We start from the raw sequence: 13796 nt of genomic DNA, 5'->3' as shown, positions 1-13796 counted from the left end.
TTAAAATGGTTTTAACCGATGAGGAAGTCAAATTCATAAAAAAAGAGCTTGGTAGGGAACCCAACCCCCTTGAATATGGGATGCTCGATGTCATGTTCTCAGAACACTGCTCATATAAAAGCAGCAGACCCATACTCCAATTATTCCCAACAGAAGGCGAAAAGGTCATAATAGGACCGGGAGACGATGCAGGGGTCGTGGAAGTCACACCAGAACTAGCACTAGCAGTTGGAATAGAAAGCCATAATCACCCATCAGCAATAGAACCATACGGGGGCGCAGGCACGGGAATAGGTGGGATATTACGTGATATACTCTCAATGGGGGCCATGCCCATAGCACTACTAGATTCCCTACACTTCGGATACTTAGAAGACCAAAAATCAAGATACCTCTTCGAAAACGTTGTGAAAGGGATATCAGACTATGGGAATAGGGTGGGAGTCCCCACAGTAGCCGGTGAAGTTGAATTCGATCAAAACTTCAAATTCAACCCCCTGGTAAATGTCATGTGTGTCGGCCTCGTGAAAAGAAATAAAATAAAAAGGGCCACAGCACCCAACCCAGGCGAGGTATTCCTGCTAATGGGTGGCAGAACAGGCCGGGATGGAATACATGGGGTTACATTCGCATCAGAAGAACTAACAAGCTCATCAGAGATAGAGGACAGGCCAGCAGTCCAAATAGGGGATCCATTCACAAAGAAAATGGTATTGGAGGCTAGTCTTGAAATAATGGATAAAGTAGAAGTTTCAGGGGCCAAAGACCTTGGAGGAGGTGGACTGACCTGTTGCATTTCAGAGATCGTTGCAAAATGCGATAACGGTGCAATAGTAGAACTAGAAAAAATACCCTTACGCGAAGAAGGAATGACACCATATGAGATAATGTTATCAGAATCTCAGGAGAGAATGCTCTTCGTAATAAAACCAGAGAACATAGAAAAAGCCATGAGGATATGCGAAAAATATGAGCTTCCAGCAGCTATAATAGGTAAAGTCACAGACGATAAAAGAATGAAAGTAATAAAAAATGGCGAAGTAATCGCGGATCTGCCTGCCAAACTCCTCGCAGACCCCCCAGTTATCATAAGAGAAGCCAAGAGACCAACATATCCACAAAAAAGTATAAAAGTGGAACATCCACCACTCAAAGAGGCCCTTCTAAAGGTCTTGTCCTCGCCTAACATTGTAACTAAAGAATGGGTTTACCGCCAATACGATCATGAAGTTCAAATCCGAACCGTGGTAAAACCTGGAGATGATGCAGCGGTCCTAAGAATTGATGAAGAAAATGGAATAGCACTCACAGTGGACTCTAATAGTATACATACAAAACTCAATCCATACCATGGCGGGGCAGGTTCAGTGGCAGAGGCTATAAGAAATGTGGTTTCAATGGGGGCTTGGCCACTCTGTATAGTAGACTGTCTCAATTTCGGGAACCCTGAAAAGCCCACTGTATTCTGGGAGTTCAAAGAATGCGTTAAAGGGATGGCAGAGGCTGCCAGAACATTCAAGACCCCTGTTATAAGTGGTAATGTAAGTTTTTACAATGAGACAGAAGGAGTCACAGTTAACCCTTCACCAGTGGTTGGAGTTGTGGGCTCATTGAAACTTGACAATATAAAGACAATGGATTTCAAGGAGGAAAATGACAAGATTATAATCGTTGGTTCTACACTAGGAGAACTAGGAGGATCTGAATATTATAAGTGGGTGCACGGGCTCTTAACAGGAGACCCCCCACTGGTAAGATTCAAGGACGAATTAAAGGCTGCAAAGTCCATCCATAACATCATAGACAAGTTTGGTGATGGTATAACCGCAATACATGACTGTTCTACGGGTGGATTGGGAGTGGCATTAGCAGAGATGAGCATAAAATCTGGTCTAGGAGCTAAGATCAGCACCGCGAAGATCCCAAACAATTGCAAAAACGAACATCAACTCCTATTTTCAGAATCACATGGTCGATATATTATAACAGTAAAAGAAGAAATAGCCGATAATATAATAGCGGATATAAAAGTACCATCTTCAGTTATAGGCAGCGTAGGTGGTGACAGTTTCCAAATAGATGACCTCAAAGTCCCAGTAAAGAAATTACAAGAAACATATCATGGAGTGATAGAAAAATACATGTAAACTCCCCCCGATTCTCTGGTGTTTTATTTGAAGCATAAACAAGAAATCCTAAGACAAACTATACATGCTGCTGGTATAATATTTGTAATAATACAGCCGTGGTTTGGGGTGCAAAACCTTATTTTACTCGGCATCCTAGCAGCGTTTATAGGAGAGATCATCCGCCAATACGACCTTAAACATCCAATACCATTATTTTCACAGTTGCTGAGAATCTGCCGCAGAGATACCAATGAAAGAGGATTTATATACTATTTTATAGGTTTAGCCCTCAGTTACGCACTTTTCGGGGCGAATGTTCCAATCGCAAACGCCGCCATACTCATTCTAACAATTGGCGATGCTGCATCCACCATCGCCGGCAAACTTTATGGCAAACACCCACTACCATACAAACCCGATAAAACATTTGAAGGTTCAATCGCGTTCATAATCATAGGATTCATCGGAGCACTAACACAAGTTAACCCCACCATAGCATTTATAGGAGCATTCATAGGCTCACTAGTAGAAGCATACACTCCAGTAGAAGATAATATCACCATACCCCTAATAGTAGGATTTACTATGTACATTTCATCCATCTGAAAAAGCCACACTCTCCCCACAAAATATATAAAAGCCTGTACAATAAACTTTAATTGAATTTTTTTATTCTTTTTTATGGTGATGGTGTCAAGCGTGGCTAATGAAACTGACAAGAAAATGATGGAAATTTTAAGGATACTATCCGAACATGAAGAAATCCTCGGAGCGAAGGCAATAGCCAAAGAACTTAAAAAGAAAGGCTACAATCTAGGGGAGAGAGCAGTCAGATATCACATGCGCATACTCGACGAGAAAGGATTCACCAAACGTATAGGATACTCTGGCCGAAAAATAACAAAAAAAGGGTTAAAGGAAATAGAAAAGGGCCTAGTCTATGATCAAGTCAATTTTATATTCTCAAAATTCGAAGAAATGATACACCATACAAGCTTCAACCCTAACACTGGTAAAGGGAAAGTTGTGGTAAACACCTCTGAAATACCCCCTGAGGCCCTCCCCATTATCAAAAAAGCCTTCAAAGAAGGATTATGTGTAAGTCCCCATGCAAGATTAGAGAAAATAGATGAAAAATATAAGATAGTAACAGTATGCGGCACCACAATTGATGGTCTACTCCTCAAAGAGGGCATACCCATAATCCCAAGCTTCGCAGGATTAGTTGAAATAGAAAATTATACACCAAAAAGGTTCACAGAATTCATAGCATATAAAAAGACCTCGATGATGCCCCTTGAAGCCTTCACAGCAGGGGAGATGACATCAGTCCTTGATGTGATAAAATATGGCGAGGGGAGGATACCCGCCAACTTCCGCCTCATCCCAGAAACTGGCCGCGAAAAAGCCCTAAGACTATTGGACAAACTCCAAAAGATGAACATTGGAGGGGTTCTTAAAGTAGGTGAAGCTGGGAAGAACCTCCTAGGCATGCCAGTGGATGATGGAATGGTTGGAATAGCCATCATGGGGGGTATAACACCCATCTGCGCAGCCCAAGAGGCAGGCCATGATATTAGTATTAAAATGGCCGAGACACTAGTAGAATTTAGCAAACTAGATTTGATCACACGCCACAGAAAATTGTTAAAAGAACCGGGAACGCCCAGTAAAGAAAAGGTTAGAATACTATTGACCAAAGCATGGAATCTCATACAGCAAGTAGATTTCGACCCTGATACAATAACAGGGAAAGTTATAGCTAACATTTCAATTTTAAAAAAAGAAGATCTCAACAAGGCACTCAAGATTATCAAAAAGGTGTGTGAAGAAAAACCAGAATACTCAACATCACCCTATTTTAGGATCATAAAATTGGAAGGGGACAGGGTTGGTATAGCCAGTATATGTAGTTTAACAGTTGATGGAGTTCTCATAAACCAGGGTATTATGTCAACACCTACTTATAGTGGACTACTCGAGATAAAGGATGACATGCGAAGGTTCGTTGAACTTACAGCCTATAATGGATCATCAGTCGAACCCCATGAAATATACATTTCAAAGGGGATGACAAGAGTATATGATTCCCTCAGCGGATCTGGGAGGATACTGGCAAGTTTAAGAGAAATACCATATGTTGCAAGGGAAAAAAGCCTAAAGGTGGTGGAGAAGCTTAGAGAATCCGGCCTCAACATCCTAAAGGTTGGCAAAACAAACGAGATATTATACAATGCCAAGGTTGGAAGATACAAAGTGGGTATCGTCACACCAGGAGGCTTAAACCCCCTCGCAGCAGTCAAAGAAAATGGCGTGGAGGTTAAAGTCAAAGCCGTTGAATCACTCATGGATATAAATAAATTTTTTATCATAAATAAAATATAAAAATGAAGGTGATATACATGGGAACTGAAAAAAGACATGCCACATGTGATGAACTCTGCCGTTACATTAAAGAAGAAGTAAAAGCAGGAGACATTGTAAGATTGTCCCTCGGCAGAGTATATATCCCAGGGAAAGTTATAACAAACAACAATGGTATCATACAAATAAAGATTGACGGCGAAATGATAAAAGGACTTACAACAATCGACGTGGAAAAACTCAAAGATTATCTCATAGAACTAGAACATGAATGTGAAGGTAATGTCTGCATAATAGAAGCAATCGATGAAGAGAAAGGGGGCCAAGAATGAGTCAAACATTCCAAATAATCTCTGTAATATTAGTAGGTTTTGTTATTGTATCAATATTATGCCATATGCTCAACAAGCACCCCACATAAAAAAATAATAAAAAAATGGGAGGGGGATTTATTTGGATGCTTTGACCTCCCTCACCTTTTCTAGGATTTTCTCCACAATTTCCTTATCTGGTAATAGGTCTGTTTCAACAACTTTTCTCATCCTTATAGGCACGCCTTCCATCCTATAGGCTGTGCCCTCTGCTTCAAGGCCAACAATAGCAGGTGGAATTATAATATCGGCTAATTCTGTTGTTGGCGTCCTATGGGGTTCAACAGCTATCACCGGGATCTCGGCCATGTACTCAACAGCTTTCTGTGGGAAATGAGCTCCTGGATCAGATGCTACAACCATCAACGCATCTGCTTCTCTGTTCAAGAGCAGGTCATTCGCACCAGTCTCTCCCGGATTGTATCTTGGTTTGCCAGCTGAAAAATCGACACAGTATGGGAATCCGCTCTCCCATGAAGCCACCTGGTTGAACCCTGTAACGTTATAGTGGCCCCTCATCGGTATTAGGTTGAATTTACCGAAGTCATTCAAGTCTTCAGTTAGCATAATGGCTGTGTCAATGTTCCTGTGTTTTCCTCTACTATGAGTTAAGCCCATACCCCAGAATAGTATCCCGAATTGGGCGTTTTTCATGATTTCAACTGCTTCTTCGATGGTTTCTCTTGGTATTCCCGCAACTTCATCGTATAATATTTCATGTCCGAGAAGGTATGCTCTCATTGCATCGATAAGTTCATAGTCTCTGTCAAATTCTACCTGTAAGTGGATGTCTGCAATTTTTGCCGTGTCCGTTTCCCTAGGATCGACCACGATGACGGTCCTGTCGGGTTTTCCACGTTCCCTGAAAAATCCTCTAGAAAACACGTGCCTTGATATGTGTCTTGGGTGAGCGTGCATTGGGTTGCATCCCCAATAGACCACAACATCTGCCCTGTTTTTAACTTCCCCAAGTGTACATGTAGGGTATCCTACGTCTTGTAATGCTAATACTGAAGGGCCATGGCATACTGATGCTGTGTTGTCGATGACTGCTCCTGTTTCTTCCGCTAATTCCATGCCCACGGCGTGTGCTTCACATTCAGTGGAACTCCAACCGTATAATAGGGGTCTTTTGGCTTCTGCTAGGATTTCAGCAGCTTTTTCTATTGCCTCGTCATAAGTTACCTCAACGAGTTCCCCATTTTTCTTTATGAGTGGTCTTGTGTAGCGTGTTGCACCTTCTGTATGTACGAATTTGTTGTGAGCGATTCTGCAAGCGTTTATGGTACCTACTATTTTGCCATTTTCTACTTTGCATACAATGTCATCACATAGGGTTCCGCAGAAGGGGCAGACAACATTTTTAACATATTCCATGATGATTACCTCCCTTATGGAGTTTATGGGACTATATGACCGTTACCTCTAACAGCCACGTATACTGTCCCTTTCGCGCCTTTAATAGCATGATCTCCTCGGAACTTGTAAAAAGCTCCGGGGATTGTTTGTCCATCTACTTCAATATCCTTTTCAACACCTAGATATTCGAATCCTGGGAGGAATTCGTGCACTATACCTTTTACAACTATTGTTCCTCCAGCCATTTCGGCGCCAACCCTCGCAATAGCGTCTCCTTCAACTATGATAAGTCCATTGTTCATGTGTATTCCTGTCATTATGTTCACGTCGCCTTTGATGATGATTTTGCCACCGTTCATGTATTCTCCGATCTCGTTGCCAGCGTTTCCATGGACTATTATAGTGCCGCCTTGCATACCTCTCCAGTCTCCACGGTATGCAGATCCTACATAATCTCCAGCGTCTCCTAGGATTTCTAGTTCGCCGCCTATCATGGTTTGCCCAGCCCATGGCCCGGCGTTTCCTTCAACTGTTATTCTACCACCTTTCATCTCGGCGCCGACATACATGTTGACATCGCCTTTTATGAGGATTTCACCAGCGTTCATCCCTTCCCCTATCCTCTTAGTCCTGTCAACGTTACCATCAATTATTATTTTGAGCTCTGCGGGATTCTCTGATGATTCACCAGTTACTTCAAAGAATTCTGATAACTTAACAGGGGTGTTCCCGTGGAGTATCTCGATGTTTTTGATCTCTTCAATAGTTTTACCAGCGAATACGTCAGGTTTTATGTTGGAGGCTTCTAGTGGCACCTCTGGCTGATCTAGAGGAGTTAATATTATTTCGCTCATAATACCACCCCTTTAACTGGAGCAGACTTTGGCAGATATGCATCCTGTACAGGATAATTTTCGAAGTTTACAGAATAGTATTGTTTGAATTTTCTTTCAACATCGGATAGGACTTCTTTGTATATGTCTTCTTCTACTTGTGCGTCAACCCAGTATGTTCTTCCATGTTCTCTTGTCTTAACAACATTACCATCTTTTACTACTATTTGTCCGTCTTTTAGGACATAGCTTGCATTTTCGAATGCGTTTTCAATTGCCATGTAATCATTGGATGGGTCTGTGGTCTCTGGGTTGATATCATATATTGCTATGTCAGCATCTGCACCAACTCCAAGGTGTCCTTTAACGTCACTTAATCCAAGGGCCTTTGCAGGTGTAGATCTTGAAATTTGGGCTATCTCATAGAATGTGTATTCCCTGTCAATGGTAGCTATACTACTCCTCCTCTGGGCCCAACTGTGCAATTTCTCTTCTATGTATTCCATCCTGTATTTGTTACTCATTAACCAAGCCTTGATCCTTGGGTATCTGGTGAATGGGCCAGCGTTTGGATGGTCTGTTGTAAGACAAACTTTATTAGCATCTTTGATTAATAGGAATAGTTCTAGGCCTATTCCCCATTGGACTGATGGGACTGGGGCTCTTGGCATGTATAAGAATGGGACTACTCCTGCTCCGGTTTCGAGTTCTACGTCACAGTTGGCCCATTTGAGTCCATTTAGTGAGTGTAGGTCGTATTCCATTGGACCGTCTGCTGTCATAGTAGTTGTCTCATCCAGTGTTACTTGTCCAACGTCGATGATTAAGTGGTCATGTTTGTTCACATAATCTGCTATTTCTGCAGCTCCTGATTCGAAATCTCTCCATGTTGTCCCGGCATAACTGTGGAATTGTACGTGTGTAGCATATAAGATCGTGTCTCTGCTTCCTACTGCTGGGTTGGGTTTTATGCCCTTTGGAACATCGAATGATGCTAATGTTGTCTCATAATTGCCAGGGTGACCGAGGTCGTTACAGTGTAGATGTATTGAATGCGGCATTCTTAGTTTTTCGTTAACTTCTGCAAGTCCTTTTATGATCTCTGCGGGTGTAATGTCAAAGTATGGTGCAGGTTCATGTATACCATGGACATTTTCACCCCATCCCCATGCTTCCGTACCTGCAGGGTTCACGAGTTTGATCGTATAGCCTTTTGTGGCTTTTAGGAGCCATGATGCGTATGCTGCGCATCTGTCAATATCCCCTTCTTTGAGGTACTCCATTACAAACCAGTTGTTACCAAATAATGTGTAAGCTGAATGGTCTATTAAGGGCGTGTCATGGAATTCTTCGTGTACGTGTCTTGCGAGTAAGGGCGGCATCGCAGCTTCCATCGCGGTGGTGTAGCCCATCTTAGCATAATTATATCCTGCCATGAAAGTTGAGGGTACTGAAAATCCGCTGCCAGCTCTGCCGCCTTTAAATTTTGCAGCGGCTTTTTTACTGTCTTCTGGTCTGTAAGTTCTTCCTATGTTGACTTTTGGGCCTGCTATGTGTGCGTGTGGGTCTACTCCACCAGGCATTACTATTTTGCCTGATGCGTCGATAACCTTTGCATCGTCACTGACACTTTCAACGATTTTACCGTCTTTGACGCATATGTCCATCTTTTCCCCGTCGATGTCGCTTTGGGGGCAGTAAACAAATCCATTTTTTATTATAAGCTCCATTTTAATCCTCCCTTAAATTTGACCGAGTTTGCCATAAACTTTTTTCATTAATGTTGGCATGTCAAGTACTTCTTCATCTGTGGGTATGACTTCTACGGGAACGTTTTTGAAGCTCGGTGTTGCAGTCGAGTCTGTGTTGGGTCTTACAACGCGGTTGGCCCATGGCCCCATTGGAATGTATATCATCTCTTCTGGCAGGGCTTCCTTTGCTTCAACAACTTTAACGACAACGTCTCCGTATTCCGAGATGACCTTTACGTTGTCCCCTTCTTTTACTCCTAATTTTCTCATCATTTCGGGGTTCATGTAGACTATTGCAGCAGCATCCACGTATAATTTAAGGTCTTTCCCGGCTTCTATAGCTTGTCCTTGCCATATGGTTCTACCAGTATTTAGTATTGCTCTCATTCAGATTCCTCCAGTCTTATTGCGTCTACAGGACAACTTTCAACGCATGTTCCACATTTTCCGCAGAGGTCTGGATTTTTTATGTTGATGACACCATCTTCTACTATCATTATAACTTCTACGTCTTCTGTGGGTCCTTTACCTCCTGCAATTTCGGGACTTCTTAGGGCATTGACTGGACATGCTACGACACAATTTCCGCACCCGTGGCAGAGGTCTGGGTATGCTTTTAATTCGATCGCCATTTTGCTTAAACCCCCATTATTTTATTAAGGATTCGAATGCATTTTGCCATGCTTTTGATCTAGTTGGTGTATAGTTTATGCTATTCCTTTTGACTGTTATAGCGTCTACGGGGCAGGATTTTTCACATGCACCACAATAGATGCAGAATTTTTCATCCTTGTGGAGTTTTTCGGGTTTTTCTCCTGGTTTTTCTGGTTTGGGGAATGAGAGGACGTTACATGGACATACCATTACGCATGTTTCGCATCCTTGACATTTTTCCTCATGGAGGATGAGTTCGCCTTCGAATGGTTTAGTGACTTTGGCGGCGTCTACTGGGCAAATTTCTTGGCACCATCCACAGTTAACGCATAATTCAGGGTCTATGTAGGATGTTCCTGTTATTTCAGGTTTGAGTTCTATTTCGTATTCTCCATATGGGCAGATTCTGCATACTTCCATTATTGCATCAACTGGACATACTCTCTTGCAGATTCCACAGTGGACGCATTTGTCTTCGTCTACGTTGATGTCGCTTGCTATGACTGGATTTATTGATGTTGGTTCTTCATAGTCTATTTCGATGGCGTCTGCTGGGCACATTTCTTCACAGATTCCACAGTATATGCAGGTGTCTTTGTCGATTTCGATTTCTCCTGTTATGAGGTCTTTTCTTTCTGGGAGGTCTCTTGTTATGGTTATTGCATCTTGTGGGCATGCTGTTTCACAGGCTTTGCAGTTTATGCATTCTTCTTCATCGATTTCGGCAGATTTTAGTAGTTGTGGATATCCTGGAATTTCTTTTATAGATGTGCCGTCTATTTGGAGGTCTAGTGCCTGGAATGGGCATATTGAACTGCACATTCCACATAGGACACATTTCCCTTCGTCTATGGTTATTTTGCTAGTTTCTTGTTCTGTTCTGATCATGGCACCCGTGGGGTTGACTTCGATGGCTTCTACCGGGCAGATTTCTTCACATAAGCCGCAGACTGCGCAGAGTCCATTGTTGAAAGACAATTTTCGCGTTTCTTCGCCGGCTCTTTCAACCGTAATGTTCCCCCCTTCCTCTATTACTTCCGTAGTCTCCATCAATCTTCTACCTCCTCAATTTCTATAGAATTTGTCGGACACATTTCAACACATATGAGGCAACCACAACACCATTCAGAGTCTATTTCTGCCTTTAGTTCATCCAGTTTTATGGCTTTCATAAGGCAACTGTCTATGCAAATACCGCATCCAATACACGAACTTTTCACTGAAGCTTTGAACTTTCTTCTTTGGCAGGCTTTGATTATTGTTCTTGTCTTATTTGTATCCTGTAGGAGGGCGTAGGTTAGAAGTAGGAAATCCCTTGGACATAACTCTGTTATCACCTTTGCGACTTCTATCGATCTTATAGAAAGGTTCCTACCATTTAGGTAGTGGGAAACGGTGGATCTGTTGATGCCTAATCTATTGGCTACCTCTTTTTGTGTGTGTCCTTGTTTTGTCAAGTTTACTGCTGCGAGGTACCGTAGTCCTGAAATTATATGTTTTGGCATCGGGTCACCATGTGTGCTAATCACACTTTTATGCTTATTTTATTTAAAACATTTCTACCAAGAAAAAATAGAAAATTATATATATTATTGTGTGGTGTGCACACCTACTATTGTGGGATTAAATCAACACAAGAAACCTTCAAAGCAGGCATCCCAGAAAGAGGATCCCTCACAGAACTTGTAAGACGGTTAACAGGAGCAAAATGGAAACTCATAAAAGTAACACCCTCCATTAAAGCTTCATTAAATCTTACTTTCGCTTTGACGGAGCCTCGCCTTGATTTAACCAAAACAAAATCGCCCTCACGGACTCCTAACTTCTCCCCATCAATAGGGTTCATCTCAAGAGACTTCCAATCCTTAAATTCTTCAAGACCTTTAATTTTACTTGTCATGGTCCTTGTATGATACTGATATAAGCTTCTACCAGTAATGAGTATAAAAGGATAATCTTCATCAGGCGTCTCAAATAACCTAAATGATGGTAAGATGAACTTAGCCCTACCATTTTCCCTCGTGAAACCATCCTTATAAAGAAAAACAGTCCCAGGATCATCCCTGCTCCTACAGGGCCATTGGATCCCCCCATTTTCTAGTCTCTTATATGACATGCCACCATATGCTGGTACAAGTTCCCTTATTTCATCAAATATTTCCCTGGGATTTTCAAATTCAAAACCAGGGACTCCCATTTTTTCAGCGATCTTGCATATAATCCACCAGTCAGGTTTAGCATCCCCTGGTGGTCTAACAGCAGATTTTATTAATTGGACTCTCCTTTCAGTATTTGTGAATGTACCATCCTTTTCTGCGAATGAACAAGCTGGTAAAATAACATCTGCAAATTTTGAAGTTTCACTGGGGAAAATATCCTGTACAATTAAAAATTCAATGCTTTTAAGGGCTTCTTCCACATTATTTATATCTGCTTCGCTTAAAATAGGATTTTCACCCATAATATATAATGCTTTTATTTTACCTTTGCATGCCCTTTCAAAAATTTTAGGCAGTATCAATCCCTTTTCCTTGGGGAGTTTACAATTCCATTTTTTTTCGAATTTTTCCCTCGCATCATCAATTGACTGATAACCTGGGTATAAATCTGGTAATGCGCCCATATCAGAGGCTCCTTGGACGTTATTCTGCCCCCTTAATGGGTTAATACCTGTATTGGCCCGTCCAAGGTTACCAGTTAAAAGTGCAAGGTTGCTAAGTGCAAAAACATTATCTGTTCCATTAAAATGTTGAGTTATGCCCATAGCATAGATTATCGAAGCGGCGGGAGAAGATGCATAAAGTATAGCAGCCTCCCTAATCTTATCACGGGATATGCCAGTTATAGATTCTATTTCATCCCATTCAAGATCATAAACGTATTCTTTAAACGATTCAAAACCTTCAGTTCTCTTTTTCATGAATTCATGATCTATAAGGTTCTTTTCTATTATGGCCTTGCACATTCCCAGGATTAAAGGAACATCAGTACCTGGTTTATTCCTCAAATAAATATCAGCATGTCTTACAAGTTCGATCCTTGTTGGATTAACCACTATAAGTTTTGAACCATTCTTAACGGCTTCTATAACCTTATATGCGATTACAGGATGGGTTTCTGTTGTATTGGTTCCAATTGCTAGGATGCAGGATGCCTTCTTAAGTTCGTTGATGGAATTGGTCATGGCCCCGCTGCCGAGACTTTCACTTAAAGCTACTAGGGATGGGGCATGACAGAGTCTTGCACAATGGTCTATATTATTGGATTTCATCACAGTCCTTGTAAATTTTTGCAGTAGATAATTTTCTTCATTAGTACACTTTGCAGAGGCTATGGCTGCGAACTCATCCCCATTGTATTTTGAAAGTTTATCTGCTATGAATGCTATGGCTTCATCCCATTCAACCTCTTTGAACTCGTTATCTTCTTTTATAAGGGGTTTTTCCAACCTCTCACTGCTGTTCACGAAGTTTAGAGCGAATCTGCCTTTAACACAAAGTCTACCATTGTTAACCGGGTTTTCGGGGTCTCCCCTTGCGCTGACAATCCTATCACCCCTGATTCCAAGGTAAATCCCGCAACCCACACCACAATACGGGCATACCGTTTTAACTTCCCTTGATGGCTTCTCTGACTTCTTTACAAGGGCCCCGACTGGACAAGTTTCAACACATTCGCCACAGGATACACAAATAGAATCTATTAAAGGTTTATCCATAAATGTACCAATCTTGGTTTTGGCACCTCTAAATGTGAAATCTATTGCATTGACACCTATAATATCACAAGATTGGACGCATAAACCACAGAGTATGCACTTACCATTATCCTTTAGGAAGAAGGGGTTGGAATCATCAATTGAATCGTCAATTTTAAATTCCCTCAATTTTGTCAAATCCTCGTCATTAATGCCAAGATAAGAAGAGATATCCTCCAATTTACATTCTCCAGATCTAGGACATTTGAGGCAATCTCCAACATGTCCATTTATCAACAAGGAGGCTATAACCCTCCTAATCCGATTTAGCCTATCAGAATCACTTATTACCTGCATACCATCTTCTACTGGAGTTTCACACGCAGTTACAAGTCTGCCATCCAAAGTCTCAACTAAACATAACCTACAAGCACCAAAGGCATCCAATCCCGGTCTGAAACAAAGATGGGGTATGTATATATTGTTTTCCAAGGCGGCGTCCAATATACTCTTACCCTCATCTACTCTAATCCTCTGACCATCCAAGATAATCTCCATTCTCCTCTTCATAAACATCCTTAAAATTTTTTTAATTTATAGGAAAAATTTATCTTTATCTAAATAAACTTTTTCTTGGT

At 41.5% G+C, this 13796-nt stretch carries 12 protein-coding genes; 4 read left to right on the top strand and 8 right to left on the bottom strand.

Annotated features, from left to right (window positions below):
- Positions 1–5: 5 nt before the first annotated feature.
- The 4 genes from purL (at position 6) to ACZ5XX_RS01995 (ending at position 4825) form a co-directional block, all read left to right on the top strand.
- Positions 6–2147 carry a phosphoribosylformylglycinamidine synthase subunit PurL gene (purL, locus tag ACZ5XX_RS02010; protein WP_464585105.1) on the top strand — a complete coding sequence of 714 codons (2142 nt, stop codon included), beginning with the start codon at positions 6–8 and terminating at the stop codon, positions 2145–2147.
- Between the two features lie 27 nt (positions 2148–2174).
- Positions 2175–2735: a diacylglycerol/polyprenol kinase family protein gene (locus tag ACZ5XX_RS02005; RefSeq protein ID WP_464585103.1), complete on the top strand. Its 561-nt coding sequence runs from the start codon at positions 2175–2177 to the stop codon at positions 2733–2735.
- An 81-nt stretch (positions 2736–2816) separates the two neighbouring features.
- Positions 2817–4514: a DUF128 domain-containing protein gene (locus ACZ5XX_RS02000; protein WP_464586144.1), complete on the top strand. Its 1698-nt coding sequence runs from the start codon at positions 2817–2819 to the stop codon at positions 4512–4514.
- Positions 4515–4531: 17 nt separating this feature from the next.
- On the top strand, positions 4532–4825 hold the full coding sequence (locus tag ACZ5XX_RS01995; protein ID WP_464585100.1) for a DUF2097 domain-containing protein: 294 nt from the start codon (positions 4532–4534) through the stop codon (positions 4823–4825).
- A 117-nt stretch (positions 4826–4942) separates the two neighbouring features.
- On the opposite strand, the gene ACZ5XX_RS01990 is transcribed toward ACZ5XX_RS01995, so the two are convergent.
- From ACZ5XX_RS01990 to fdhF, 8 genes are all read right to left on the bottom strand, one after another.
- A complete protein-coding gene (locus tag ACZ5XX_RS01990) occupies positions 4943–6241 on the bottom strand; it encodes a formylmethanofuran dehydrogenase subunit B (protein ID WP_464585098.1) in 1299 nt (432 codons plus the stop codon).
- A 23-nt stretch (positions 6242–6264) separates the two neighbouring features.
- A complete protein-coding gene (gene fwdC / locus ACZ5XX_RS01985; protein WP_464585096.1) occupies positions 6265–7077 on the bottom strand; it encodes a tungsten-dependent formylmethanofuran dehydrogenase subunit FwdC in 813 nt (270 codons plus the stop codon).
- A complete protein-coding gene (fwdA, locus tag ACZ5XX_RS01980; protein ID WP_464585094.1) occupies positions 7074–8786 on the bottom strand; it encodes a tungsten-dependent formylmethanofuran dehydrogenase subunit FwdA in 1713 nt (570 codons plus the stop codon). The genes fwdC and fwdA overlap by 4 nt, the downstream gene beginning before the upstream one ends.
- A 12-nt stretch (positions 8787–8798) precedes the next feature.
- Entirely contained in the window at positions 8799–9194 is a 396-nt protein-coding gene (fwdD, locus tag ACZ5XX_RS01975; RefSeq protein WP_464585092.1) for a tungsten-dependent formylmethanofuran dehydrogenase subunit FwdD, read from the bottom strand.
- A complete protein-coding gene (locus ACZ5XX_RS01970) occupies positions 9191–9439 on the bottom strand; it encodes a 4Fe-4S binding protein (protein WP_112094493.1) in 249 nt (82 codons plus the stop codon). Before ACZ5XX_RS01970 ends, fwdD begins: the two co-directional genes overlap by 4 nt.
- A 16-nt stretch (positions 9440–9455) precedes the next feature.
- Positions 9456–10511 carry a tungsten-dependent formylmethanofuran dehydrogenase subunit FwdF gene (gene fwdF / locus ACZ5XX_RS01965; protein WP_464586141.1) on the bottom strand — a complete coding sequence of 352 codons (1056 nt, stop codon included), beginning with the start codon at positions 10509–10511 and terminating at the stop codon, positions 9456–9458.
- Positions 10511–10966 carry an indolepyruvate ferredoxin oxidoreductase subunit alpha gene (locus tag ACZ5XX_RS01960; RefSeq protein WP_464585089.1) on the bottom strand — a complete coding sequence of 152 codons (456 nt, stop codon included), beginning with the start codon at positions 10964–10966 and terminating at the stop codon, positions 10511–10513. The genes fwdF and ACZ5XX_RS01960 overlap by 1 nt, the downstream gene beginning before the upstream one ends.
- A 107-nt stretch (positions 10967–11073) precedes the next feature.
- A complete protein-coding gene (gene fdhF, locus ACZ5XX_RS01955) occupies positions 11074–13716 on the bottom strand; it encodes a formate dehydrogenase subunit alpha (RefSeq protein ID WP_464585086.1) in 2643 nt (880 codons plus the stop codon).
- Positions 13717–13796: the final 80 nt, after the last annotated feature.

Source organism: Methanothermobacter crinale (genome assembly GCF_055397825.1).
This window is presented reverse-complemented; position numbering and strand designations above follow the sequence as displayed.